Source organism: Caballeronia arationis (assembly GCF_001544975.2).
Classification (GTDB): Bacteria; Pseudomonadota; Gammaproteobacteria; order Burkholderiales; family Burkholderiaceae; genus Caballeronia; species Caballeronia arationis.
Genome location: NZ_FCOG02000014.1, coordinates 101,733 through 123,659 on the forward strand (window position 1 = coordinate 101,733; position 21,927 = coordinate 123,659).

The following is a 21,927-nucleotide window of genomic DNA, read 5'->3' on the forward strand; positions in this document are numbered from 1 at the left end:
CCCAGATTTTATCCGAGGATAAGCGCGATGGACTTTAGCATAAAAGCCTGTGATTGGAGCAAAGGCGCGGCAAATGGTTTCCTCAACGGGAAGGCCGACGTCATGGTGGTTGGCGTGTTCGAAGCGCAGACGCTGACAGGCGCCGCGCTCGAGCTCGACCTGGCCACCAAGGGGCTCATCACGCGTGTCGTGAAGGCCGGCGACATGAACGGCAAGGCGGGCACGACGCTCTTTTTGCACGAGATCACGGGCATCGGCGCTTCGCGGATCCTGCTCGTCGGACTCGGCAAGCAGGATGTCTTCAGTCAGAAGGCTTATGGCGAAGCCGCACGCGCGGCATGGCGCGCCATTCTCGGCACTAAGATCGCGCAGGTGACGTTCACCCTCGCGCAACTGCCCGTGCTCGAACGCACCGGCGACTGGGCCGTGCGCGCCGCGATCCTCGCGCTGCGCGAGCTGACCTACAAGTTCACGCAGATGAAGAGCAAGCCGGAAAACGGCGCGCGTGCGCTAAAGAAGATCGTGTTCAGCATCGACCCGACCGAAGAAAAGGCGGCCAAACTCGCCGCGAAGCAGGGCGCCGCGCTGGCGAACGGCATGGACCTCACGCGCGATCTCGGCAACCTGCCGCCGAACGTCTGCACACCGACCTATCTCGGCCAAACCGCGAAGAAGCTCGGCCGCGACTGGAAGCTGAAGGTCGAAGTGCTCGGCCAGAAGCAGATCGAAGCGCTCGGCATGGGTTCGTTCCTCGCGGTCGCGAAGGGCTCGGTCGAGCCGCCGGCGTTCATCGTCATGCACTATCAGGGAGCTGGCTCGGGCAAGAACGCGGGCGCGCCGGTCGTGCTGGTCGGCAAGGGCATCACGTTCGACTCGGGCGGCATCTCCATCAAGCCCGGCGAGGCCATGGACGAGATGAAGTACGACATGTGCGGCGCGGCCTCGGTGTTCGGCACGCTGCGCGCGGTCGCGGAGATGGGGCTGAAGCTCAACGTGGTCGGCATCGTGCCGACCTGCGAGAACATGCCGGCCGGCAACGCGCTCAAACCCGGCGACATCATCACGGCGATGAACGGCACGACCATCGAAGTGCTCAACACCGATGCCGAAGGCCGCCTCATCCTGTGCGACGCGCTCACGTATGCAGAGCGCTTCAAGCCGGCGGCGGTCGTCGACATCGCGACGCTCACGGGCGCCTGTATCATCGCGCTCGGCCATCACAATTCGGGGCTCTTCTCGAAGGACGACGCGCTCGCGGGCGAACTGCTCGACGCCTCGCGCGAAGCGGTCGACCCGGCCTGGCGCCTGCCGCTCGACGACGAATATCAGGACCAGCTGAAGTCGAATTTCGCCGATCTCGCGAATATCGGGGGACGTCCGGCGGGCAGCGTGACGGCGGCGTGCTTCCTGTCGCGGTTCGCGCAGAACTATCCGTGGGCCCACCTCGACATCGCGGGCACCGCGTGGAAGAGCGGCGCGGCGAAGGGCGCGACGGGCCGTCCGGTGCCGCTCCTTGCACAGTTCCTGATCGACCGCGCGGGTCAATGACGTCCGGCTTTTGTCGCGCCATGCGGGCGAGCGAGGCGCAGGCATGACGCGCATCGACTTTCACACGAACGTCGGCGATTCGATTGCCTATGCGTGCCGCCTCGTCAGGAAGGCGTATCTGAGCGGCGAGCCGATCATCGTGCTCGCCGAGCCCGCGCGGCTCGCGGCCTTCGACGAACAGCTCTGGACCTTCTCGCCGCTCGACTTCGTGCCGCACTGCATGGCGGGCAGCCCGCTCGCGAAGGACACGCCGGTCGTGCTCGCGGCCAATCTCGATGACGCGCCGCACCATCGCATCCTGATCAATCTGGGTCAGAGCGTGCCTGTACAGTTCGCGCGCTTCGAGCGGCTGATCGAAGTGGTCGGCGACGACGAGGAAGAGCTTGCGGCCGGCCGACAGCGCTTTCGCTTCTACCGCGACCGCGGCTATGCGCTCAACATGCACAAGCAAGGCGGTTGACCGTACATAAGTCGCGCGACGCGTCGCGATATGATCGGCCGCACATCTACAGAGAGACGGAGTGAACCGTGCCCAACACGCCAGAAGATTTCGATACCTCGATCCCCGTTCTCACTGAAGTCGTCGTGCCGGGCAAGTCGCAATACGCGCGCACGCCGGGACAGGGCGCGCCGACGCCCGCGCACGCCACGGATTACGATGCCGAATTCATCGCCGAGCGCCTGCACGGGCGCTTCACGAACTTCCTGACGGGCGACGGCCGCGAGCTGATCGAGTCGCGTTGCCGCGACGCGCTGAGCGAACATTCGACCTGGCTCGTGCATCAGATCACGCGCGAGGTCGCGCTCGCGCTGGAAGCGGAGATGACGGACTGGGTGCGCGAGGCGGTGGAAGAAGAACTGCAGCGGCGCCGGAGCGCCTGAGCGGCGCGCGTCAGCGCAGCGAAAGGATCCAGTCGGCGAGGGCGCTCGCCTGAGCGGCGGTCAGTTGCGTATTCGCGGGCATCGGCACCGGGCCCCAGACGCCCACGCCGCCTTCCACGATCTTGCGCGCGAGCACTGCGTGCGCGCCTTCAACGCCGGCGTATTTCTCCGCGACACTGCGAAACGCGGGGCCCATCGACATGCGCGTCACCGAGTGGCAGCTCATGCAGTTGCGGCTCTGCGCGAGCGACAGCATCGAGTCTTCTCCCTGCGCCCGTGCTGCACCGCACACCGACAGCATCGCAAGCGCTGCGAGCGTAGCGGCATATCGTCCGATCGAAATCATGATGGTCTCCGTCGATGCCTGCCCGACCTGCTTTCGCGGCATTATAAAAGACGCCGCCCAATGACAAGGGGCGCACGATTTGCATCGTGCGCCCCTTCGTTCGTCAGCGTTCAGCAATCAGCGACGAATCGTCAGCCCGTCACCGCGCCCTTGTTGGCGGGCAGCGCGAGCGCTGCGTACTTCGAGAGCACGCCGCGTGTGTAACGCGGCGACGGCTTTTTCCATGCGGCGCGACGGCGCTCGATTTCCGCGGCATCGACGTTCAGTTCCAGCAGCAGCTTGTGCGCGTCGATGGTGATCGAATCGCCTTCGTGCACGAGGCCGATCGTGCCGCCCGCGAACGCTTCCGGCGCGACGTGGCCGACCACCATGCCCCATGTGCCGCCGGAGAACCGGCCGTCCGTGATGAGGCCGACCGATTCGCCCAGCCCCTTGCCAATGATCGCCGAAGTCGGTGCGAGCATCTCCGGCATGCCCGGGCCGCCTTGCGGTCCGAGATAGCGCAGCACGACGACGTCGCCGGCCTTGATCTTGTCGGCGAGGATCGCATCCATCGCGCTCTGCTCGTCTTCGAACACGCGCGCCGGGCCCGTGATGACCGGGTTCTTCAGGCCCGTGATCTTGGCAACGGCGCCGTCCGGCGCGAGATTGCCCTTCAGGATCGCGAGGTGGCCTTCTTTGTAGAGCGCCTGGTCGATCGGATAGATCACCTTCTGATCGGCACGCGGCTTGCCCGGCACGTCCTTCAGTTCTTCAGCGATCGTGCGGCCCGTGATCGTGATGCAGTCGCCGTGCAACATACCCGCGTCGAGCAGGATGCGCAGCACTTGCGGAATGCCGCCCGCCTTGTGCAGGTCGGTCGCGACGAACTGACCCGACGGCTTCAGGTCGCAAATGACCGGCACTTTCTTGCGCATGCGCTCGAAGTCGTCGATGGTCCATTCCACTTCCGCGGCGTGCGCGATCGCCAGATAGTGCAGCACGGCATTGGTCGAGCCGCCCGTCGCCATGATCAGCGCGACCGCGTTCTCGATCGACTTCTTCGTGATGATGTCGCGCGGCTTCAGGTCCTTCTTGACCGCTTCGACCAGCACGCGCGCCGATTCGGCCGACGAGTCGACCTTTTCCTGATCCGGGTTCGCCATTGTCGACGAATACATCAGCGACATGCCGAGCGCCTCGAACGACGAGCTCATCGTGTTGGCGGTGTACATGCCGCCGCACGAACCGGTGGACGGGCACGAGTTCTTCTCGATGCCCTTGAAGTCCTCTTCCGACATGCGCCCGGCCGTGAATTCGCCGACCGCCTCGAACGACGACACGATGGTCAGATCCTTGCCCTTCCAGTTGCCCGGACGGATCGTGCCGCCATACACGTAGATGCCCGGCACGTTCATGCGCGCGAGGCCGATCATGCCGCCCGGCATGTTCTTGTCGCAGCCGCCGATCACGACGACGCCGTCCATCCACTGGCCCTGGACGGCCGTCTCGATACAGTCGGCGATCACTTCGCGCGAGACGAGCGAGTACTTCATGCCTTCGGTGCCCATCGACATGCCGTCGGAAATGGTGGGCGTGCCGAAGATCTGCGGGTTCGCGTCCGATTTCCTGATCGATTCGACGGCGGCGTCGGCAAGACGCTGCAGGCCGGCGTTGCACGGCGTGATCGTCGAGTGGCCGTTGGCGATGCCGATCATCGGCTTGTCGAAGTCTTCTTCCTTGTAGCCAAGGGCGTAGTACATCGAGCGATTGGGCGAGCGCGCCACGCCCTGGGTGATGTTTTTCGAGCGGCGATTGAAGGCCATTTGGGGGCTCCTTGAGGATTTTTTCGTCTAGTGCCGGAAGGATGCAGCGTCGGCAAGTGTCTGTCCAATATATTATTCAGGGTTTATTAGGTCGCACGAGATATCAATGGACCTGCGCAATCCACCCATCGAATTGCGGCTGCTGCGCTACTTCGTGACCGTCGCGGAAGAAATGCATTTCGGCCGCGCGGCGGCGCGCCTCGCGATGACGCAGCCGCCGCTGTCGCAGGCGATCCGCGCACTGGAGGAGGCGCTTGGCGTGGCGCTGTTCGTCCGCACGAAGCGATCCGTCGAGCTTACGCCGGTCGGCCACGACCTGCTGCCGGAAGTCCGGCGCCTGCTTTCCGCCGCCGAGGCGCTCAGGCCGCTCGCGCAATCGCTCGCGCGCGGCGAGGCGGGGGTGCTGTCGCTCGCGTTCGTCTCGACGGCGGACTACGGTCTCCTGCCGTCGCTCCTGCGCGATTTCGGCGCGCGCTATCCCGGCGTGCGCCTGCAGCTCACCGAAGCCACCAGCGACGTGCAGATCGAGGAACTGGTCGCGGGCCGCATCGACGCGGGCCTCGTGATTCCGCCGCTGCCGACGCGCCATGTCGCGGCGCTGTCGTATCTGCCGATCGCGCGCGAGCCGCTCGTCGTCGCACTGCCGGCGGAACTGGCCGCGCAACTCGGACAAGGCGCGGGCGAATGGGCCGACACGCCGGTGAGCCTGGAAGAACTGGCGTCCACGCCGCTCGTCGTCTTCCCGAGACGGCTTGCGCCCGGTTTCTATGACATCATTATGGGTTGCTACGGCGCGTGTGGACTCACGCCGCGCATCGGGCAGGAGGCAATCCAGATGCAGACCATCGTGAGCCTCGTGTCCGCCGGCATGGGCGTCGCGCTCGTGCCGCAGTCGCTTCGTAATCTGCGGCGCACGGGCGTGGTGTATCGTCCGCTTGCTGAAACCGGCGCGGGCAACGGCGCTCTTGTCGAGACCGGCCTCGTGTGGCGCGCGGCGGAGGTGAGTCCCGTGCTTGCCGGTTTCATCGACATCGTGCGAGCCCACGGCGCGTCGGTGCCTGCTTCATAGTTCGCGCTTTATAGTTCGCGCATCTCGAACCGCTACTACAACTTACGATGCTCATACACCCCAATTTCGATCCCGTCGCGATTCATCTCGGCCCGCTCGCCGTGCGGTGGTACGGTCTCATGTATCTGGTCGCGTTCGTGACGGCGGTCGTCGTCGGCCGGCTGCGACTGCGGCTGCCGCACGTCGCGGCTCAAGGCTGGACCGCGCGCGACATCGACGACATGCTGTTCTACGGCGTGCTCGGCACGATTCTGGGCGGCCGGCTCGGCTATGTGGTCTTCTACAAGGCGAGCTGGTACGCGGCGCATCCGCTCGATATCTTCAAGGTGTGGGAAGGCGGCATGTCGTTTCACGGCGGCTTTCTCGGCGTGACGCTCGCGATGATCCTCTTCGCGTACCAGCGCAAGCGCACCTGGATGCAGGTCACCGACTTCGTCGCGCCGATGGTGCCGCTCGGGCTCGCGGCGGGGCGCCTCGGCAACTTTATCAACGGCGAGCTGTGGGGCCGCGTGACCGATCCGAATGCGCCGTGGGCGATGCTCTTTCCGGGCGCATCGAACGATGACGCGATCTGGCTCACAAAGCATCCGCAAGCCGACATGCGCTGGCATCTGACAGAGATCTTCGAGCGCTATCACATGCTGCCGCGCCATCCGTCGCAGTTGTACGAGATCGCGCTGGAAGGCCTCGTGCTTTTCATTGTGCTGTGGACGTTCTCGCGCAAGCCGCGGCCGGTGGGCGCGGGCTCGGCGCTCTTTCTGATCGGCTATGGACTTGCGCGCTTCACGGTGGAATTCGCGCGCGAACCGGACGATTATCTCGGCCTCCTCGCGCTTGGCTTCTCGATGGGGCAGTGGCTTTCGCTGCCGATGATCATCGCAGGGATCGGCATGATGATCTGGGCGTACCGGCGCGACGGGCGATTGCCTTCGAAGCCCGCGAACGCGGCCTGATCCATGAACAACGCCTCGCAAAATGCGAGGCGTTGTTCTTCGTGCAAGACGATGCGTGCGTTCAGCGCGCCATCTGCACCGACCCCGACACGTTGACCGTCACTGTCGACGTGCCCGCCTCGAAGGCCATGGGCGCGGCCATCTTTGCATCGGCGCCCATCGCGCGTGCCTGCATCATCATCACGGGACGCGGCGCCGTACCGTCGTGATTCACGCTGACTTCGCGGATCGAATAGCCGCTATAGCCGAACGCCTGCGCCGACGCCTGCGCCTGCTGGCGAAACGATTCGATTGCCTGCGTCGAGAGCTTCTGCGCGGCCGTGCGCTGCGCCTGCGGCGACAGCGAGAACGCGACGTTGCCGACCTGCATCGACGAACTCATCTTGCCCGCGAGCTTCGACGCCGCCGCGAAATCATGAGACTCCAGCACGACCTCGGTGCGGCCGCGCCAGGCGGAAATGCGGCCGTCGCGATCGGTCGACGGAAACACGGTGAACGAACCGCTGCGCGCCGTGACGCCATCGACGCCCTTTGCCGTGCGCAAGGCAGCGTCGGCGCGCTGGTTGAGCGTGGTCGTGAGCGACGAAGCGTCCTGCGCTTCCTGCTCGTAGAAGAGCGTGATGTTGACGGTGTCCTGCGGGACTTCGGTGCTCGCCTGCGCCGACAGCGACAGCACGCCCGAAGGCTGCGGCTGCGTGAGCACGGTTTGCGCGGCGACCGTCGCCGACATCGTGAGCGCCGCGCTCGAAATGGCGGCGGCTGCGAGCGCGAACGCGGTTTTGCTTTTTATCATCGTGGAACTCCGGGAGCGTTGAATCGCCTGATTTGCGACGTCACTTAGGCGGCTCACGAGCGCGCGAAGTTCCTTGGCGCTTCTAGACGAGATGCTCGGTGATGAAGCGCCATTGCGCTTCGGTCACGGGCGTGATCGAGAGACGATTGCCTCTCGCGAGCACCTGCATGTCGGCGAGTTCCTTGTGTTCGCGCAGTGTCGCGAGCGGGACGAGCGGCGTCTTCTTCACGAAGCGCACGTCGACGAGGAGCCACCGTGGCGTCTCCTGCGTCGACTTGGGATCGTAATAGGGGCTCTTGGCGTCGAACTGTGTGGGATCGGGGTAAGCCGTCGAGACGACCTCGGCGATGCCCGCGATGCCTGGCTGCGGGCAGCTCGAATGATAGAAGAGCACGCGATCGCCGACCTGCATCGCGTCGCGCATGAAGTTGCGTGCCTGATAGTTGCGCACGCCTGTCCATGGCAGGGTTTTCTTCGGTGCGTGTGCGAGATGATCGATGCTCGCTTCGTCCGGTTCGGACTTCATCAGCCAGTAACGCATGATCGATGTGAATGTAAGAGCGTGTTGAGCAGCGTACCAAAGCGACGACCAAAAGAAAAACGGCATCGGAAAAACCGATGCCGTTTCAAATAAGGTCCCCGCCTCAGCCGCTAGGCCGGCATCCTGAACCGGGGTTCAAGATTGGTCGCAGTAAGCAGCACTTCGGGTACATCAGACAGAGTGACGCGCGCGCCCGTGCTACAAATTTCCGCAACCGTGCACAATGGCATTGGTTCAAGGAATATATGACCTTGGCGAACCAGGCAGGGAGTACTAACTCTACACCAATCGCCAGTCGGATGCAGCAACGACTTTAACCTTTCGCGATTTAAGGACGCTTGTCACGCAAGCGGCCATGTGATGAGCATGCTCGTCGCAAGAGTGTGCTTACTGCGCTTCATATTGCGCGATGACCGCGCCCAGCTGCTCGTTCATCTGGTGCATCGTGTGGCGGATTTCTTCGGCGGGGAAGGCTTCCCCATGACGCACGCTGTTCTGCAGCTTAAGCAATTCCGACGCCAGCGAGAGCGCCGCCATCACCGCGATACGGTCCGTGCCGCGCACGTTGCTTGCATTGCGCACCTTGTTCATCTCTGCATCGACGCGGGCCACGGCCTCGCGCAGTGCGTCTTCTGTTTCGGCCGAGCAGGCGAGACGGTATTGCTGGCCGAGAATGGAGACTTCGATCTGTTTGGTGCTCATGCTTTTTCTCCGTGGCTGTGTTCACCGTGCATCTCGCCGGCGTGCGCGGGTTCGGGCGGCGCATCGGACGACGAATCGGGGCCAAGGAGATCCAGTTGGTTGTCGGGCTCGGGCGCGGCTTTTGCGCGCGGCAGTTTTTCGAGGATGGCATTCAGGCGCACCTGCGCGTCGTCGATCTTCGCCGAGAGTCCGTCGCGTTCCGCCTGCAGCGTGTCACGATCTTCGCGCACCTGCGCGAGTTCGATCTGCACGGCGGCGAAGTCGGCACGCAACTGGTCGAGTTGTTCTTCGAGTGCGCGGCGGGCCTGGTGATGGCGCTCGCTGATCTTGATCAGCCGGCCGATGTTCTGTGAAAGTGATTCGAGTTCGTTGAGCATGTGCTGCGTCCTCTAAAGACCTCGCATTTTAGCGCGGTTCATCCGTGCTTCCGATAAATGTCTCGTTTCGAGACGTAACAGCACGCCTTCATGCGCAAAAACGCATTTCTTCAGCGCAATACGTGTGTGGAAAGAGCGGGCAGTTGCGTCGCGTCAAAAGGAGCGCGCGCAAACCTTTTGCATCTGCGACGCTTTCTTGACGCCCTTTGGCGTGGCTCCTAAACTTGCTGCACTTTTGGTGCTCGCGCCCGCGTTCGAAGCGGGCGCAGTCAAACGGGAAACAGGGAGCGAAGTCCGGCAAGGACGAGCCAACCTGTGCTGCCCCCGCAACGGTAAGCGACCGCAACGCAAGTTGCAAGTCGTCCCCGATGCGTTTTGTCCGCGTTTTAGTCCACATTTTTCGTCACTTGAAATATGCGGCTGCGGCAAACGTTAAAAGCCACTGCGCGAATGTGCGGGAAGGCGGGACGATGCTGTCGCCAGCCCGGATACCGGCCAGAGGTCGGGTCCGTCGCGCTTTGCCTTGTGCTCGCGCGCCGTGCCGATACGCGCATGAAGCCCGCGGGGAGCGGGCCGCGCTCGTCATCGACAGGAAACGCTTCACACATGTTTTCAATCTTCGCCCGCGCGGCGCGTCCGGTGCTGCTCGTCGCCTGTGGCATGCCGTTCGCTTCGCTCGCGCAGTCCATCGATCCGGTCGACCGCAATGCGTTGACGACGCTCGCGCCCGTCGTCGTGACCGCGACGCGCGCGCCCGAGCCGCTCGCCGATTCGATCGGGCAGACCTCGCTCTTCGACGCACAGGACATCGCCGATACCAACGCCTCCGATGCGCTCGGCCTTCTGGCCCTCGCGCCGGGCGTGCAGGTCACGCGCAACGGGGGGCCGGGCGCGACGTCGGGGCTCTACGTGCGCGGCGCGTCGTCGGCGCAGTCGCTCGTCTTGATCGACGGCGTGCGCGTCGAGTCGGCGGGACTCGGCGCCGCGCAACTCTCGCAACTGATGCTCGACGAAATCGACCGCATCGAAGTGGTGAACGGCAACGTGTCCGCGCTGTACGGATCGGGCGCGATCGGCGGCGTCGTGCAGATCTTCACGAAAGAGGGCGGCAATCATCCGCCGCGCGTGAACGTCGAAGCCGAATACGGCAGCTATCACACGCAGCGGCAGCAATTCGGCGTGAACGGCGCGCTCGACCGCGAAGGCCGCACGACATTCGACTTCACCGTCTCGCGCGAAAAGACCGACAGCTTCTCGTCAATCGATCCCGCCGTCGCACCCGGCGCGAACCCGAACGCGAACGGATATTTGAATGAAAGCGTCGCGGCGACGTTGCGCCATGCCTTCACTGACAAGTGGGATGGCGGCGTACGATTCTTGCAGTCGAACGGCATCAACAGCTTCGACGACGCCTACGGCAGCCCGTTCGACCTCAACGAATCGCACGACCGCGTGCGATCGGCATCGGTATTCGCGAACGGCAGACTGACCGACCTCTGGACCACGCACTTCACGATTGCCCAAGGCCAGGACCGCGCGAACATCGAACAGAACGGCGTCTATACGAACCGCTTCAACTCGGAGAATCGCCAGTACCTGTGGCAGAACGATGTCCGGCTCGCGCCCGGTCACAAGCTGCTCTTCGGCTACGAGCACATGGACCAGACGCTCGATTCCGACCAGCTCGACGCGCCCGACCGTCACGTGAACTCCGTGTTCGCCGGTTATGTGGGGCGGATCGGGGCGAGCCAGTTCCAGGCGAACCTGCGGCGCGACCAGTACTCCGATTTCGGCGGCGCGAACAGCTACTATCTCGGCTATGGCTACAACTTCGATGCGCACTGGAAGGCGACCGCAAGCTACGCCGCATCGTTTCGCGCACCGAGCTTCGACGATCTGTACTATCCGCTCAGCGGCAATCCGTCGATCGAGCCTGAACGCAGCCATTCGATCGAGGCGGCGTTGCAGTACGCGTCGTCGCAGCTTGGCGTGCTGCGTCTCACGGCGTTCCAGACGCTCTATTCGAACCTGATCGATTATGTCGCCGATGGCAGCGGCTTCTACATTGCGCAGAACGTGGGGCGCGCGAAGGTGCAGGGCATCGAGGGATCGTGGGCGGGGCATGTCGGCGCCACCGACGTGCGCGCGAGCTTCACGCTGCAGAACCCCGTCGACGAGACGAATCACGAAGAACTCACGCGCCGCGCGCGTCGTTTCGCGAGCTTCACCGCGCATCGCTCGATTGGCAACTGGCGCCTGGGCGGCGAATGGATCGTGAGTGGCGCGCGAAGCGACTACGAGTCGACGCTCGCGGGCTACGGTCTCGTGAACCTGTCGGCGCGTTATGACATCACGAGGTCGTGGTACGTGGACGCGCGCATCGACAACCTGTTCGACAAGGACTATGAACTCGCTTATTCGTACAACACGCCGCATCGCGGCGCGTACATCACGATCGGCTGGCGGCAGCTTTGAACCGGACGATGCGCGCTGACGCAAGCACCGGGCGTCCGCCCGCGCGCGGCATGAATGCGAGCCGCGCCGCCGCCATCTGGACCGCGCTCGCGGTGGCGGCGCTCGTCTTGTTCGTGGCGTCTCTTGCGCTCGGCAGCATTGCGCTGTCGCCGCTGCGGGTGATCGATGCGTTGCTGCATGCGCGAACATCGTCGTCCGATGTGATCGATGAAATCGTGCTGAGTCTGCGCCTGCCGCGCGCGCTCGCGGGCTTCGCCTCGGGCGCGTTGCTCGCGATGGCCGGCGCGCTGCTGCAAGTGCTTCTGCGCAATCCGCTTGCGGAGCCATACGTGCTCGGCGTGTCCGGCGGCGCGGCGACGTTCGCGCTCGGCGCAATGCTCGTTTCGATGCCGTGGTGGAGCGTCGATGCGGCCGCTTTCGCAGGCGCCTTGCTGTCGATCCTGCTCGTGCTCGGCCTTGCGCGCCGCGAGCTTTGGCGCGGAGAACCGCAGGACGCATCGCCGCGTCTGCTGCTGACGGGTGCGGTGATCGCGGCGGGCTGGGGCGCGCTCATCACGCTGATGCTGGCCGTCGCGCCGGAGAGCCGCCTGCGCGGCATGGTCTTCTGGCTGACGGGCGACCTGAACGGCGTCGCGACCCCGTGGACCGCGCTTGTTGCGCTGGCCGTCGCGTTCGTGTTCGTCGTTCCCGTCGCGCCGCAACTCAACGTGCTGCTGCGCGGCGATGCCGCCGCAGAGGCGCTGGGCGTGCCGGTCGTGCGCCTGCGGCTCTGCATCTATCTCGTGGCATCGCTTGCGGCGGCAGCGGCCGTGACGACCGCGGGCACGATCGGTTTCGTGGGACTGGTCGTGCCGCACGTATTGCGGCTTGCGTTCGGCAATGACCAGCGCATGCTGATGCCCGCTGCCGCGCTCGGGGGCGGCGCCGCGGTGATGAGCGCGGACCTGATCGCGCGCACGGCGATCGCGCCGGCGCAGTTGCCGGTGGGCGTGATTACGGCGCTAATCGGCGTGCCTGTGTTTCTGTGGATGCTGCTGCGGAGGCCGCGATGAACGCGAGCCTTCGCGTTACCAGCCTCACGTTGCGAGCCGCGAGCCGCACGCTCGTCGAATCGCTCACGCAGACCTTCGCGCCCGGCGAAATGTGGTGCATCGCCGGGCCGAACGGCGCGGGCAAGACTACGCTCATCGGCGCGCTGGCTGGTTTGTCGAAGGCTGCGGCGCGCTCGGTCTCGATAGATGGCGTCGATCTCGACGACTGGCGCGCCGCCGATCTCGCGCGCCGTCGTGCGCTGATGCCGCAAAGCACCCACGATGCGTTCGATGCGGCCGTGCTCGACATCGTCATGCTCAACCGCTTTCCTCATCTGACGGGCTGGGGCTGGGAAAGCGATGCGGACCGCAAGGCGGCACACGCGGCGCTCGACCTGCTCGGGCTCGCTGCGTTCGCTGCGCGCGACGTGCTGTCGCTTTCAGGCGGCGAGCGGCAGCGCGTCGCGCTGGCCGCGACGCTGTGCCAGGACGCGCCGTTGCTCTTGCTCGACGAACCGCTGTCGCATCTGGACCTGCATCACCAGATCGACTGCCTGCACGCGCTGAACGCATGGGTGCGCGAGCGCAGCGATGCGCGCACGGTGATCTTTTCATGCCACGATCTGAACCTCGCGCGCCGTTACGCGACGCACGCGCTTTTGCTCGACGGCGCGGGCCGCGCGCACGCAGGCCCCGCTCGCGACGTGCTGAGCGCGGAGCACGCGAGCGCCGCGTTCGGCTATCCGCTTACGCTGATCCGCCAGGGCGATCACGAGGCGCTCGTGCCCGCGATGCGCATGCCCGACCTGTCGCCATAGAACGCCTTCAAAGGACGAACCGATGTCTCTCATTCAAGACCTGCCCCAACCGCTCGACCGCTCGTTGCAGGCCGAACTGCAGCACATCATCGATACGAAGACGAAGCCGCCCGGCAGTCTCGGCCGGCTCGAATCTCTCGCGCTGCAAATCGGCCTGATCCAGCAGACGACGAAGCCGCGCATCGAACGGCCAGCGATGATCGTATTCGCAGGCGATCACGGCATCGCCGCTGAAGGCGTGAGTTCGTATCCGCAGGAAGTGACCGTGCAGATGGTCGCAAATTTTTTGGGCGGAGGCGCCGCGATCAATGCGATTTCGCGCTCGGTCGGCATGACGCTCGAAGTGGTCGATGCGGGCGTCGCCACGGCGCTGCCCGCGACGGATGGCCTCGTCGACATCGCGATCCGGCGCGGCGCCACGCGCAACTTCGCGCACGAGCCGGCGATGACGCGCGACGAAGCCTTGCAGGCAATCGAGGCGGGCGCTTCGCGCGTGCGCCATCATGCGTCGCTCGGGACCAATGTGATCGGCTTCGGCGAGATGGGCATTGCGAACACGTCGGCGGCGGCGTGCCTGATGAGCCGTCTGTGCGGCTTGCCGATCGACGTTTGCGTCGGGCGCGGCACGGGCTTGTCGAACGAAGGCGTGAGCCACAAGCGCGATGTGCTCGCGGCAGCGCTCGAACGTCATGCAAAAGGCGCCGATCCCGTCGATACGCTCGCGACCTTCGGCGGCTTCGAGATCGCCATGATCGCGGGCGCGTACCTCGCCGCCGCGAAAGCGCGCATGACCATTCTGGTCGACGGCTTCATCGCAACCTCCGCGCTCCTCGTCGCGCATGCGATCTCGCGCGACGTGCTCGACTACTGCGTGTTCGCGCATGCATCGAACGAAGCGGGGCACGCTCGCATGCTCGAATACTTCGATGCCGCGCCGCTCCTGCAACTCGACCTGCGACTCGGCGAAGGCACGGGCGCGGCGCTCGCGTTGCCGCTCCTGCGCGCGGCGGCGGCATTCGTCGACGAGATGGCGAGCTTCGAGTCCGCCGGCGTCTCGGACCGGGACGCCTGACGCCATGCTCCGGCCGCTCGACGAACTGCGCTACTTCTTCACCGCGCTCGGCTATTTCACGCGCGTGCCGGTGCCGCGCTGGGTCGGCTTCGAGCGGCATTATCTGAACGCGGCGGCGCGCTACTTTCCGCTCGTCGGGCTGATGGTCGGCGGCGTTGCCGTACTGGTTTATCTCGCGGCGTTGCGCGTGTTTCCGGCGGGTGTCGCCGTGCTGCTGTCGATGGCGGCGACGCTGGTCCTGACCGGCGCCTTCCACGAAGACGGCCTGGCCGATTGCGTCGATGCGTTCGGCGGCGGCTACACGCGCGACGACGTGCTGCGCATCATGCATGACTCGCGTATCGGCGCGTTCGGCGCGATCGCGCTGGTCGTCTCGCTCGCGCTGAAGTGGCAGACGCTTGCCGCGTTGCCGCCCATGCGCGCCGTGTGGCTGATGCTCGCCGCACATGCCGCGAGCCGCACGTTCGCGATCAGCTATCTGCTGACGCTCGATTACGTGCGAGCCGAAGGCAAGGCGAAGCCCGTAGCGCAACGCATGAGCGCGACGGCATTTGCGCTCGCGTCGGTCTGCGGCTTGCCGTGGCTCTTCTGGCCCGACTGGCGGCTCGGCTGCCTGACGCTGGCGGTGCTCGCCGCGCTGCGCTTTTTCATCGGCCGATACTTCGTGCGGCGCATCGGCGGCTATACCGGCGACTGCCTCGGCTTTGCGCAGCAACTCTTCGAACTGGCGATCTACCTGATCGGACTCGGATGGATCTCGTCCTGATACGTCATCCCGCCGTCGGCATCGATGCGGGCATTTGCTACGGTCAAAGCGATGTGCCGCTCGCGTACGATGTTGCCGGGTCGGCGCGCGTGCTCGATCAACGGATGCGCGCGCTGAAGGTGCCAGCGTGCGTCGGCGCATGGCATACGAGTCCGCTGCAACGATGCGCGTTGCTTGCTGACGCGCTCGGCGCATCCCATGCGGACCCACGTCTCATGGAAATCGATTTCGGCGCATGGGAAGGTCGCGCGTGGGACGACATCGACCGCGCGTTGCTCGATGCATGGGCCGGCGATCTCGAACATGCGCGTGCGCATGGCGGCGAGAGTCTTGCGCAGTTCAGTGCGCGCGTCGGCCGATGGTTCGACGAGACTTGTCGCGACGGCGATGCGCCCGTTCATGTCGTCACGCATGCGGGCGTGATTCGCGTGCTGACGGCGCGGCTTATCGAAGCAAGACCGGCGAGCGTGCTGCAATGGACGCTCGACCACGGCGGCATCGTGTGGCTGAGGCGAACGCGCGGCGAGTGGTTCCTCGTGCGCTGGAACGCGTGATTACTTTGGACGCCGCCCGCGCGCCGCGTCGAGGTCTTCGCAGAGTTGCGCCGCACCGAGCGCGAGCCGCGGTGTCGGGCGGTTGATCAGATCGCCGTCGATGCCGAAGAGGTTGTCGCGCGCGACCGCGGTCATCGAAGGCCACTTCTTCCAGCGATCGAATGCCGGCAACGCACGGTCCGGGCGCGTCGCGCCGACGGTCGCCGTGACGATCGCTTCGGGGTTGGCCGCGAGCACGGCTTCGGTCGAGATCGTCGGCACGTTCGGCTTGAGGTCCGCGAACACGTTGCGCCCGCCGCACATTTCGATCACTTCGCTGAAGACATTCGCGTCGTTGAGCGTCATCAGCGGATCGTCCCACACCTGATAGAACACGCCGACCGCCGGGCGGCTCGCATACCGCGCGCGCAACCGTGCGATGTCGCGGCGAAACGCATTCGATGCTTCGGTCGCGGCCTCTTTCGTGCCGAGCAGGACGCCGAGCTTGTCGATGGTCGCGGGGATGTCGGCGAGATGCTTCGGCTCGCTGAAGTAGAGCGGCACGTGCAGGTCGCGCAGGCGCTCGGTCTGACGCGCCGCATTGCCATGCCGCCACACGACGATCAAATCCGGCTTCATCGCGACGATGCGTTCGAGATCCAGCGCCTTGTTGTCGCCGACGCGCGGAATCGACTGCGCTTCGGGCGGGTAATCGCTGTAGGTCACCGCGCCGACGACGCGCGCGCCGCCGCCCGCCGCGAAGAGCAGTTCCGTGACGTGCGGCGCGAGGCTCACAACGCGCTTTGCGGGCGCTTCGAGTGTGACGGTGGCGCCGGTGTCGTCGGTGACGGTGAGCGCGGCGTGAGCGTGACCGCAGCAAGCCAACGCGACGAAGAGCGCCAGGCGCCGCACACTCATGCGCGGATCTCCGCCAGCGCGCGCGAAAGGCGCGCCCAGTCGCCCTCGGAGCCGGCCAAGCCGATGCGCAGGCTGGGCGTCATGCCGGCGCGGTCGAAAAGGCGCGTCCAGATGCCGTGCGTGGCGAGCGCGTGTTGCAGCGTCGCGGCATCGGCGGTCTGAAACCAGACGAAGAGCGGCGTCGACTTCACGTCGTCGAAACCGTGCTGCGCGATCAGCGCGGCGAGACGCGCGCTGTCGGCGGCAAGCCGCTCGCGCGTCGCGCATTGCCAAGCGCGGTCGGCGAACGCGGCTTCGACCGCGTGACGCGCCGGGCCGCTGACCGTCCACGCGCCGAGCGTCCCGGCGAGCGCGGCGCGCAACGGCGCGGCGGCGAGCACGAAGCCCGCGCGAATGCCCGCGAGACCGAAGAACTTGCCGACCGAGCGCAGCACGACGAGACCTTCGCGATCCGTCTCGCTCGCCAGCGACGCGTGCGGACCGGCAGGATCGAAGACATCGGCGAACGCTTCGTCGACGATCAGCGTGCCGTTGCGTTTCGCGAGTTGCGAATGCCAGCGCAGCAGCGTTTCGCGCGGGATGCGTTCGGCCGTGGGGTTGTTCGGGTTCGCGACGATCGCGTGATCGACCTGCGAGGGCAACTCGTGCGCGGACACATCGAGCGGCACGACGCGATGTCCCGCGCGCTCGAAGGCGGGCGCGTACTCGCCGTACGTCAGGGGTGCGACCGCCGCCGTGCCGCGCGTGAGGAGCGTCGGCAGGGCGCGAATCGCCGCCTGGCTTCCTGCAACCGGCAGCGCCACCTTTGCGCCGTAATAGCGCGCGGCGGTTTCGGCGAGACCGTCGTCGTCCTCGGGCAGACGCCGCCACGCGTCGGGCGGCACCGGCGGCACCGGGAAGCCAAGCGGATTGATGCCGGTCGAGAGGTCGAGCCAGTCTTCGAGCGGAATCGAGTAGCGGCGCGCGGCTTCGCGCAGATTGCCGCCGTGGCGGATCGGCTCAGACATGCGCGCCCACGCTGATGAAGGCGCCGACGAGGAAAAGCGCGAGCCACAGCACCGTCGAGCGCTCGACGAGCTTCAATGCCGCGACCACGTGCACGGGCATCGCAGCCATCCCGGCGCCGAGCACCGGACGCGATTCCCGCGTTCCGTGATAGATCGCCGGGCCGCCGATCAGCACGTTCAGGCTGCCCGCGCCCGACGCCATCACGGGCCCCGCATTGGGGCTGTCCCACGATGGCGCCTGGGTGCGCCAGCAGTGCCAGGCCGTGCGCGTATCGCCAAGGAGCGCGTAGCTCGCGGCCGTGAGGCGCGCGGGAACGAAGTTGAGTACGTCGTCGAAGCGGGCGGCCGCCCAGCCGAAACGCAGGTAGCGCGGCGTGCGGTAGCCCCACATCGCATCGAGCGTGTTGGCGAGGCGAAACGCGAGCGCGCCCGGACCGCCCGCGACGGCGAACCAGAAGAGCGCGCCGAAGATCGCGTCGTTGCCGTTTTCCAGCGCGGATTCGACCGCCGCCCGCGACAGCGCGCCTTCGTCGGCGTTCGCGGTCTCGCGCGACACGATGCGCGCGGTGAGCGTGCGCGCTTCGTCGAGGTCGCCGCGGCCGAGCGCGCGCGCGATGGGCGCGATATGGTCGCGCAGGCTTCGCGCGCCGAGTGCGAACCATAGCAGCACGACGTGGACGATGCATGCAAGCGTGAACGGCAGCACGCTCACCAGCAGCCACGCAATCGCGACGGGCGGCACGACGGCTGCAAGCCACGCGAGAATCCCCGCTGGACGCGCGCGAAAACCGCTGTTCATGCGTGCTTCGAGGCGCGTCGCGAGCGTGCCGAAGCCGACGAGCGGATGGCGCGTGCGCGGCTCGCCGATCAGCCGGTCGACGATGACGCCCGCAATCGCGAGCATCGCCATGGCGTAGAAGGAGAGGACGAGCATCGCGCCTAGCCCTTGAGCACGAGCGGCAGGCCCGCGGCCATCAGGAGCGCACGGGTGCTCGCGGCGGCCACGCGCTGGTTCAGGCGGCCGAGTTCGTCGACGTAAAGACGCGTCACCGAGCCGAGCGGCACGACACCCATGCCGATTTCGTTGCTGACGACGATGATCCTGCCCGGAGCTTCGGCGAGGACGGCATCGAAAGCGTCCAGGGACTGCCTGGGTAAGGCGGGCGCTTCGGTGTCTTCGGCGGGACAAAGCAGATTGGCGAGCCACAGCGTCAGGCAGTCGATCAGCACGCAGTGTCCCTCGCGCGCTGCCGAGCAGAGCGCGCCCGCGAGATCGAGCGGCGCCTCGACGAGCGACCAGTGCGCGGGCCGCCGCTCGCGATGCAGCGCTACGCGTGCTTCGAACTCCGCGTCGCCGATATGCGCGGTCGCGACGTACGTCACGGGCAGGCCGCTTTCGATGGCGAGCCGCTCCGCGTGCGCGCTCTTGCCCGAGCGCGCGCCGCCGAGCACGAAGGTGAGATCGCGCGATGGAGCAGATGAGGTCATCGCGATATTGTAACGGCGGGCTAAGATAACGGGCCCGCCTTAACGAGCGCTTGATACGAGAACCGACCCATGCACTTCGCACCGCACGGCACGCTGATGATCCAGGGCACCACGTCCGATGCCGGCAAGAGCACGCTCGTCGCGGGCCTTTGCCGGCTCGCGCGGCGCGGCGGCGTGCGCGTCGCGCCGTTCAAGCCGCAGAACATGGCGCTCAACAGCGCGGTGACCGTCGACGGCGGCGAGATCGGTCGCGCCCAGGCGTTGCAGGCGGTCGCGGCCGGCGTCGATGCCCGGATCGACTTCAATCCCGTGCTCCTCAAGCCGACGAGCGACCGCGGCGCGCAGGTCATCATCCACGGCCACGCGCATGCGAACCTCGATGCGCGGGCCTATCACGAATACAAGAGCGTCGCGTTCGAGGCCGTGCTCGCGTCCTATGGGCGCCTGACGGCGGGCTTTGACGCGGTGATCGTCGAAGGCGCGGGCAGTCCCGCCGAAGTGAACCTGCGCGATCGCGACATCGCGAACATGGGTTTTGCGGAGCGCGTCGATTGTCCGGTCGTGCTGGTCGCGGACATCGATCGCGGCGGCGTCTTCGCGCATCTGGTCGGTACGCTCGCGTGTCTCTCCGATAGCGAGCGCGCGCGGATTCGCGGTTTCGTCATCAACCGGTTTCGCGGCGACATCAGCTTGTTACAGCCCGGGCTCGACTGGCTCGAAGGGCAGACGGGCAAGCCGGTACTGGGCGTCGTGCCGTATCTCCACGGCCTCACGCTCGACGCCGAGGACATGTTGCCGCGCGAGTCCCACACGCGCGGCGCGCGCGGGGCGCTGAAGGTGATCGTGCCTGCGCTGCCGCGCATCAGCAATCACACGGATTTCGACGCGCTGCGCGTCCATCCACAGGTCGATTTCGAGTACGTGCGGGCCGGAATGGCGCCGCCGCCGGCCGACTTGATCGTGCTGCCCGGCTCGAAGAGCGTGCAGCGCGATCTCGCGTGGCTGCGTGAAAACGGCTGGAATCGCGCGATCGAGCGGCATCTGCGCTATGGCGGCAAGGTGCTCGGAATTTGCGGCGGCATGCAGATGCTCGGGCGCGACATCGACGATCCGGACGGCATCGAGGGTCCGGCGGGGCGGGTGAAAGGGCTCGGCCTGCTCGACCTGTCGACGACGCTCACGCCGCACAAGCTGCTCGATAACGTCGGCGGGCGGCTCGCGTTAGGCGACACGCCGGCCGCGGTGCGCGGCTACGAAATCCACATGGGGCGCACGAGTGGAGCGGCGCTCGCGCGGCCCGCGGTGCTGCTGGACGGCGGGCGGCCGGACGGCGCGGTGTCTGAAGACGGCCAGATCGCTGCGACCTACCTGCACGGCATCTTCGACACGCCCGACGCGTGCGCGGCACTGCTCGAATGGGCGGGCATCGAAGGGGCGGAAGCGCTCGACTATCCGGCCCTTCGCGAAGCCTCGATCGACCGGCTCGCCGATACGCTTGCCCAATCGCTCGATCTGGACAAGCTCGCGGCGGCGTTCGGCTGACGCGCGCCGAGAGCGAGCGCGAAAAAACCGGCGCCTCGTCCTGCGCCCGTCATTGGATCAATACAGAATCATCTGCGTGCAGCGAAAGAGCGCGACGGTCTTGCCGTCGGCGTTCGTCACCGTCGCGTCCCATACGTGCGTGCTGCGGCCGAGGTGCACCGCCGTCGCCCTCGCGATGATCCTGCCCTCGCGCGCCGTTCCCACGTGGTTGCTTTTCAGCTCGACGGTCGTGAAATTCTTCGCGCCTTCGGGCAGATGCGCGATGCACGCGTAGCCGCAGCAGGTATCCGCGAGGCCGATGACGCTCGCCGCATGCAGGAAGCCGTTCGGGGCGAGCAGCTCGGGCCGGATCGGCAGTTCGCCGACGAGCGTGCCGCTCTCGAGCGACACGAGTTCGACGCCCAGCAGCTCCGGCAGGCAGCCGCGCTGGCGATTGCGCAGGTAATCGAGAGTGACGTCGGGGCGAAGTGTGGTCATGGGAGGCAGATTGGCTGTTCGGGAGATGTTCCGGTCGCGCCGGATTTACCGATAATATCAACGGCTCGCGCATTGCAGGTTCCAAAACAACGAACCGGCGGGCGGAATCGCAGCAGTTCCGGGCGGTGCCGCCGGCCGTCAGAACACTCGGGAAACTTCATGACGGTGATCGTGGTGGCGAATCCGAAGGGCGGCGTCGGCAAGAGCACGCTCGCGACCAATCTGGCGGGGTATTTCGCGGCGAACGGCGAGTGGGTCGCGCTCGCGGACCTCGACAAGCAGCGCTCCGCTCACGCGTGGCTCACCTTGCGGCCGGACACGCTGACGAAAATCGAAGAATGGCAGCTGGATGTCGATGCGCCCGCGAAGCCGCCGAAAGGTCTGGAGAAAGCGGTCGTGGATACGCCTGCCGGGGTTCACGGCAACCGGCTCGCGCTGGCGCTCGAACTGGCGGACAAGGTGATCGTGCCGCTCCAGCCGTCGATGTTCGATATTCTCGCGACGCAGGATTTCCTGCAGAAATTGTCGAAGGAAAAGGCGGTGCGAAAGGGCGCGATCGAAATCGGCGTGGTGGGAATGCGCGTCGATGCGCGTACGCGCTCGGCCGAACAGCTGCACCGGTTTGTCGAAGGGCTCGATCTGCCGGTGCTGGGATTTTTGCGCGACACGCAGAATTACGTGCAACTGGCGGCGCACGGGCTCACGATATGGGACGTCGCGAAAAGCCGCGTGGAGAAGGATCTGGAACAGTGGCAGCCGATCGTCGAGTGGGCGGGGCGTTAAG

At 66.1% G+C, this 21,927-nt stretch carries 24 protein-coding genes, 1 other RNA gene and 1 riboswitch; of the genes, 13 read left to right on the plus strand and 12 right to left on the minus strand.

Going from position 1 to position 21,927, the window contains the following annotated elements; translation table 11 throughout:
• Positions 1–27: 27 nt before the first annotated feature.
• The 3 genes from AWB81_RS11195 to AWB81_RS46810 all read left to right on the plus strand — a co-directional run bounded on the left by AWB81_RS11195 (position 28) and on the right by AWB81_RS46810 (position 2,430).
• Positions 28–1,548 (plus strand): leucyl aminopeptidase, encoded by a 1,521-nt coding sequence (locus tag AWB81_RS11195; RefSeq protein WP_062635189.1) that lies wholly within the window; start codon positions 28–30, stop codon positions 1,546–1,548.
• 43 nt (positions 1,549–1,591) lie between these two features.
• Entirely contained in the window at positions 1,592–2,008 is a 417-nt protein-coding gene (locus AWB81_RS11200) for a DNA polymerase III subunit chi (protein ID WP_062635191.1), read from the plus strand.
• Between the two features lie 68 nt (positions 2,009–2,076).
• Positions 2,077–2,430, plus strand: a complete 354-nt coding sequence (locus AWB81_RS46810; RefSeq protein WP_062635193.1) for a DUF2486 family protein — start codon at positions 2,077–2,079, stop codon at positions 2,428–2,430.
• 10 nt (positions 2,431–2,440) lie between these two features.
• On the opposite strand, the gene AWB81_RS11210 is transcribed toward AWB81_RS46810, so the two are convergent.
• Positions 2,441–2,776, minus strand: coding sequence for a c-type cytochrome (locus AWB81_RS11210; RefSeq protein WP_062635264.1), 336 nt, complete (start codon positions 2,774–2,776; stop codon positions 2,441–2,443).
• A 131-nt stretch (positions 2,777–2,907) separates the two neighbouring features.
• Positions 2,908–4,581, minus strand: a complete 1,674-nt coding sequence (gene ilvD / locus AWB81_RS11215) for a dihydroxy-acid dehydratase (RefSeq protein WP_062635195.1) — start codon at positions 4,579–4,581, stop codon at positions 2,908–2,910.
• A gap of 106 nt (positions 4,582–4,687) precedes the next feature.
• Here ilvD and AWB81_RS11220 point away from each other — a divergent pair, with 106 nt between their 5' ends.
• Together AWB81_RS11220 and lgt are read left to right on the plus strand one after the other, a co-directional pair.
• Positions 4,688–5,650, plus strand: coding sequence for a LysR substrate-binding domain-containing protein (locus tag AWB81_RS11220; RefSeq protein WP_062635196.1), 963 nt, complete (start codon positions 4,688–4,690; stop codon positions 5,648–5,650).
• A gap of 47 nt (positions 5,651–5,697) precedes the next feature.
• Positions 5,698–6,603, plus strand: coding sequence for a prolipoprotein diacylglyceryl transferase (lgt, locus tag AWB81_RS11225; RefSeq protein ID WP_062635198.1), 906 nt, complete (start codon positions 5,698–5,700; stop codon positions 6,601–6,603).
• 61 nt (positions 6,604–6,664) lie between these two features.
• Here lgt and AWB81_RS11230 read toward each other — a convergent pair whose 3' ends face one another.
• The 5 genes from AWB81_RS11230 to AWB81_RS11250 all read right to left on the minus strand — a co-directional run bounded on the left by AWB81_RS11230 (position 6,665) and on the right by AWB81_RS11250 (position 9,016).
• Positions 6,665–7,396, minus strand: coding sequence for an SIMPL domain-containing protein (locus tag AWB81_RS11230; protein WP_062635200.1), 732 nt, complete (start codon positions 7,394–7,396; stop codon positions 6,665–6,667).
• Positions 7,397–7,478: 82 nt separating this feature from the next.
• Positions 7,479–7,937: an EVE domain-containing protein gene (locus tag AWB81_RS11235; protein ID WP_062635266.1), complete on the minus strand. Its 459-nt coding sequence runs from the start codon at positions 7,935–7,937 to the stop codon at positions 7,479–7,481.
• Positions 7,938–8,028: 91 nt separating this feature from the next.
• A non-coding RNA gene (ssrS, locus tag AWB81_RS11240) (6S RNA) lies at positions 8,029–8,210 on the minus strand.
• A gap of 114 nt (positions 8,211–8,324) precedes the next feature.
• Complete coding sequence (locus AWB81_RS11245; protein ID WP_062635202.1) at positions 8,325–8,639, minus strand: cell division protein ZapA; 315 nt, start codon at positions 8,637–8,639, stop codon at positions 8,325–8,327.
• The gene (locus AWB81_RS11250) at positions 8,636–9,016 is read right to left on the minus strand and encodes a hypothetical protein (RefSeq protein ID WP_062635204.1); all 381 of its coding nucleotides are present in this window, start codon (positions 9,014–9,016) and stop codon (positions 8,636–8,638) included. Before AWB81_RS11250 ends, AWB81_RS11245 begins: the two co-directional genes overlap by 4 nt.
• A gap of 219 nt (positions 9,017–9,235) precedes the next feature.
• Positions 9,236–9,530, plus strand: a riboswitch (cobalamin riboswitch).
• 92 nt (positions 9,531–9,622) lie between these two features.
• On the opposite strand from AWB81_RS11250, the gene AWB81_RS11255 reads away from it, so the two are divergent.
• Genes AWB81_RS11255 through cobC form a run of 6 tightly spaced genes read left to right on the plus strand, consistent with a single transcriptional unit; the run spans position 9,623 to position 15,732 of the window.
• Entirely contained in the window at positions 9,623–11,491 is a 1,869-nt protein-coding gene (locus AWB81_RS11255; protein WP_062635206.1) for a TonB-dependent receptor domain-containing protein, read from the plus strand.
• An 8-nt stretch (positions 11,492–11,499) separates the two neighbouring features.
• Positions 11,500–12,543: a FecCD family ABC transporter permease gene (locus AWB81_RS11260; protein WP_062635208.1), complete on the plus strand. Its 1,044-nt coding sequence runs from the start codon at positions 11,500–11,502 to the stop codon at positions 12,541–12,543.
• Complete coding sequence (locus AWB81_RS11265) at positions 12,540–13,340, plus strand: ABC transporter ATP-binding protein (RefSeq protein WP_062635210.1); 801 nt, start codon at positions 12,540–12,542, stop codon at positions 13,338–13,340. Before AWB81_RS11260 ends, AWB81_RS11265 begins: the two co-directional genes overlap by 4 nt.
• Positions 13,341–13,362: 22 nt before the next feature.
• Positions 13,363–14,412, plus strand: a complete 1,050-nt coding sequence (gene cobT / locus AWB81_RS11270; RefSeq protein ID WP_062635212.1) for a nicotinate-nucleotide--dimethylbenzimidazole phosphoribosyltransferase — start codon at positions 13,363–13,365, stop codon at positions 14,410–14,412.
• A 4-nt stretch (positions 14,413–14,416) separates the two neighbouring features.
• A complete protein-coding gene (locus AWB81_RS11275) occupies positions 14,417–15,178 on the plus strand; it encodes an adenosylcobinamide-GDP ribazoletransferase (RefSeq protein ID WP_062635214.1) in 762 nt (253 codons plus the stop codon).
• Entirely contained in the window at positions 15,163–15,732 is a 570-nt protein-coding gene (gene cobC, locus AWB81_RS11280) for an alpha-ribazole phosphatase family protein (protein WP_062635217.1), read from the plus strand. The genes AWB81_RS11275 and cobC overlap by 16 nt, the downstream gene beginning before the upstream one ends.
• Here cobC and AWB81_RS11285 read toward each other — a convergent pair whose 3' ends face one another.
• From AWB81_RS11285 to cobU, 4 genes are read right to left on the minus strand one after another with little or no spacing between them, the layout of a single operon-like run.
• Positions 15,733–16,629: a cobalamin-binding protein gene (locus AWB81_RS11285; RefSeq protein WP_062635219.1), complete on the minus strand. Its 897-nt coding sequence runs from the start codon at positions 16,627–16,629 to the stop codon at positions 15,733–15,735.
• Positions 16,626–17,636, minus strand: a complete 1,011-nt coding sequence (gene cobD / locus AWB81_RS11290) for a threonine-phosphate decarboxylase CobD (RefSeq protein ID WP_062635221.1) — start codon at positions 17,634–17,636, stop codon at positions 16,626–16,628. Before cobD ends, AWB81_RS11285 begins: the two co-directional genes overlap by 4 nt.
• On the minus strand, positions 17,629–18,570 hold the full coding sequence (cbiB, locus tag AWB81_RS11295; protein WP_062635223.1) for an adenosylcobinamide-phosphate synthase CbiB: 942 nt from the start codon (positions 18,568–18,570) through the stop codon (positions 17,629–17,631). The genes cobD and cbiB overlap by 8 nt, the downstream gene beginning before the upstream one ends.
• A 5-nt stretch (positions 18,571–18,575) precedes the next feature.
• Positions 18,576–19,124, minus strand: a complete 549-nt coding sequence (gene cobU / locus AWB81_RS11300; RefSeq protein ID WP_062635225.1) for a bifunctional adenosylcobinamide kinase/adenosylcobinamide-phosphate guanylyltransferase — start codon at positions 19,122–19,124, stop codon at positions 18,576–18,578.
• Positions 19,125–19,193: 69 nt separating this feature from the next.
• On the opposite strand from cobU, the gene AWB81_RS11305 reads away from it, so the two are divergent.
• A complete protein-coding gene (locus AWB81_RS11305; protein WP_062635227.1) occupies positions 19,194–20,666 on the plus strand; it encodes a cobyric acid synthase in 1,473 nt (490 codons plus the stop codon).
• A 57-nt stretch (positions 20,667–20,723) separates the two neighbouring features.
• Here the strand turns inward: AWB81_RS11305 and AWB81_RS11310 are convergent, their stop codons facing one another.
• Positions 20,724–21,143 (minus strand): PaaI family thioesterase, encoded by a 420-nt coding sequence (locus tag AWB81_RS11310; RefSeq protein ID WP_062635229.1) that lies wholly within the window; start codon positions 21,141–21,143, stop codon positions 20,724–20,726.
• Positions 21,144–21,302: 159 nt separating this feature from the next.
• On the opposite strand from AWB81_RS11310, the gene AWB81_RS11315 reads away from it, so the two are divergent.
• On the plus strand, positions 21,303–21,926 hold the full coding sequence (locus AWB81_RS11315; RefSeq protein ID WP_062635231.1) for a ParA family protein: 624 nt from the start codon (positions 21,303–21,305) through the stop codon (positions 21,924–21,926).
• Position 21,927 lies beyond the last annotated feature (1 nt).

What these genes read in the sequence shown, in the direction of transcription:
- AWB81_RS11195 (WP_062635189.1), top strand. Translation starts at nt 28, where the DNA reads ATGGACTTTAGCATAAAAGCCTGTGATTGGAGCAAAGGCGCGGCAAAT.
- AWB81_RS11200 (WP_062635191.1), top strand. Translation starts at nt 1,592, where the DNA reads ATGACGCGCATCGACTTTCACACGAACGTCGGCGATTCGATTGCCTAT.
- AWB81_RS11210 (WP_062635264.1), bottom strand. Translation starts at nt 2,776, where the DNA reads ATGATTTCGATCGGACGATATGCCGCTACGCTCGCAGCGCTTGCGATG.
- ilvD (WP_062635195.1), bottom strand. Translation starts at nt 4,581, where the DNA reads ATGGCCTTCAATCGCCGCTCGAAAAACATCACCCAGGGCGTGGCGCGC.
- AWB81_RS11220 (WP_062635196.1), top strand. Translation starts at nt 4,688, where the DNA reads ATGGACCTGCGCAATCCACCCATCGAATTGCGGCTGCTGCGCTACTTC.
- lgt (WP_062635198.1), top strand. Translation starts at nt 5,698, where the DNA reads ATGCTCATACACCCCAATTTCGATCCCGTCGCGATTCATCTCGGCCCG.
- AWB81_RS11230 (WP_062635200.1), bottom strand. Translation starts at nt 7,396, where the DNA reads ATGATAAAAAGCAAAACCGCGTTCGCGCTCGCAGCCGCCGCCATTTCG.
- AWB81_RS11235 (WP_062635266.1), bottom strand. Translation starts at nt 7,937, where the DNA reads ATGCGTTACTGGCTGATGAAGTCCGAACCGGACGAAGCGAGCATCGAT.
- AWB81_RS11245 (WP_062635202.1), bottom strand. Translation starts at nt 8,639, where the DNA reads ATGAGCACCAAACAGATCGAAGTCTCCATTCTCGGCCAGCAATACCGT.
- AWB81_RS11250 (WP_062635204.1), bottom strand. Translation starts at nt 9,016, where the DNA reads ATGCTCAACGAACTCGAATCACTTTCACAGAACATCGGCCGGCTGATC.
- AWB81_RS11255 (WP_062635206.1), top strand. Translation starts at nt 9,623, where the DNA reads ATGTTTTCAATCTTCGCCCGCGCGGCGCGTCCGGTGCTGCTCGTCGCC.
- AWB81_RS11260 (WP_062635208.1), top strand. Translation starts at nt 11,500, where the DNA reads ATGCGCGCTGACGCAAGCACCGGGCGTCCGCCCGCGCGCGGCATGAAT.
- AWB81_RS11265 (WP_062635210.1), top strand. Translation starts at nt 12,540, where the DNA reads ATGAACGCGAGCCTTCGCGTTACCAGCCTCACGTTGCGAGCCGCGAGC.
- cobT (WP_062635212.1), top strand. Translation starts at nt 13,363, where the DNA reads ATGTCTCTCATTCAAGACCTGCCCCAACCGCTCGACCGCTCGTTGCAG.
- AWB81_RS11275 (WP_062635214.1), top strand. Translation starts at nt 14,417, where the DNA reads ATGCTCCGGCCGCTCGACGAACTGCGCTACTTCTTCACCGCGCTCGGC.
- cobC (WP_062635217.1), top strand. Translation starts at nt 15,163, where the DNA reads ATGGATCTCGTCCTGATACGTCATCCCGCCGTCGGCATCGATGCGGGC.
- AWB81_RS11285 (WP_062635219.1), bottom strand. Translation starts at nt 16,629, where the DNA reads ATGAGTGTGCGGCGCCTGGCGCTCTTCGTCGCGTTGGCTTGCTGCGGT.
- cobD (WP_062635221.1), bottom strand. Translation starts at nt 17,636, where the DNA reads ATGTCTGAGCCGATCCGCCACGGCGGCAATCTGCGCGAAGCCGCGCGC.
- cbiB (WP_062635223.1), bottom strand. Translation starts at nt 18,570, where the DNA reads ATGCTCGTCCTCTCCTTCTACGCCATGGCGATGCTCGCGATTGCGGGC.
- cobU (WP_062635225.1), bottom strand. Translation starts at nt 19,124, where the DNA reads ATGACCTCATCTGCTCCATCGCGCGATCTCACCTTCGTGCTCGGCGGC.
- AWB81_RS11305 (WP_062635227.1), top strand. Translation starts at nt 19,194, where the DNA reads ATGCACTTCGCACCGCACGGCACGCTGATGATCCAGGGCACCACGTCC.
- AWB81_RS11310 (WP_062635229.1), bottom strand. Translation starts at nt 21,143, where the DNA reads ATGACCACACTTCGCCCCGACGTCACTCTCGATTACCTGCGCAATCGC.
- AWB81_RS11315 (WP_062635231.1), top strand. Translation starts at nt 21,303, where the DNA reads ATGACGGTGATCGTGGTGGCGAATCCGAAGGGCGGCGTCGGCAAGAGC.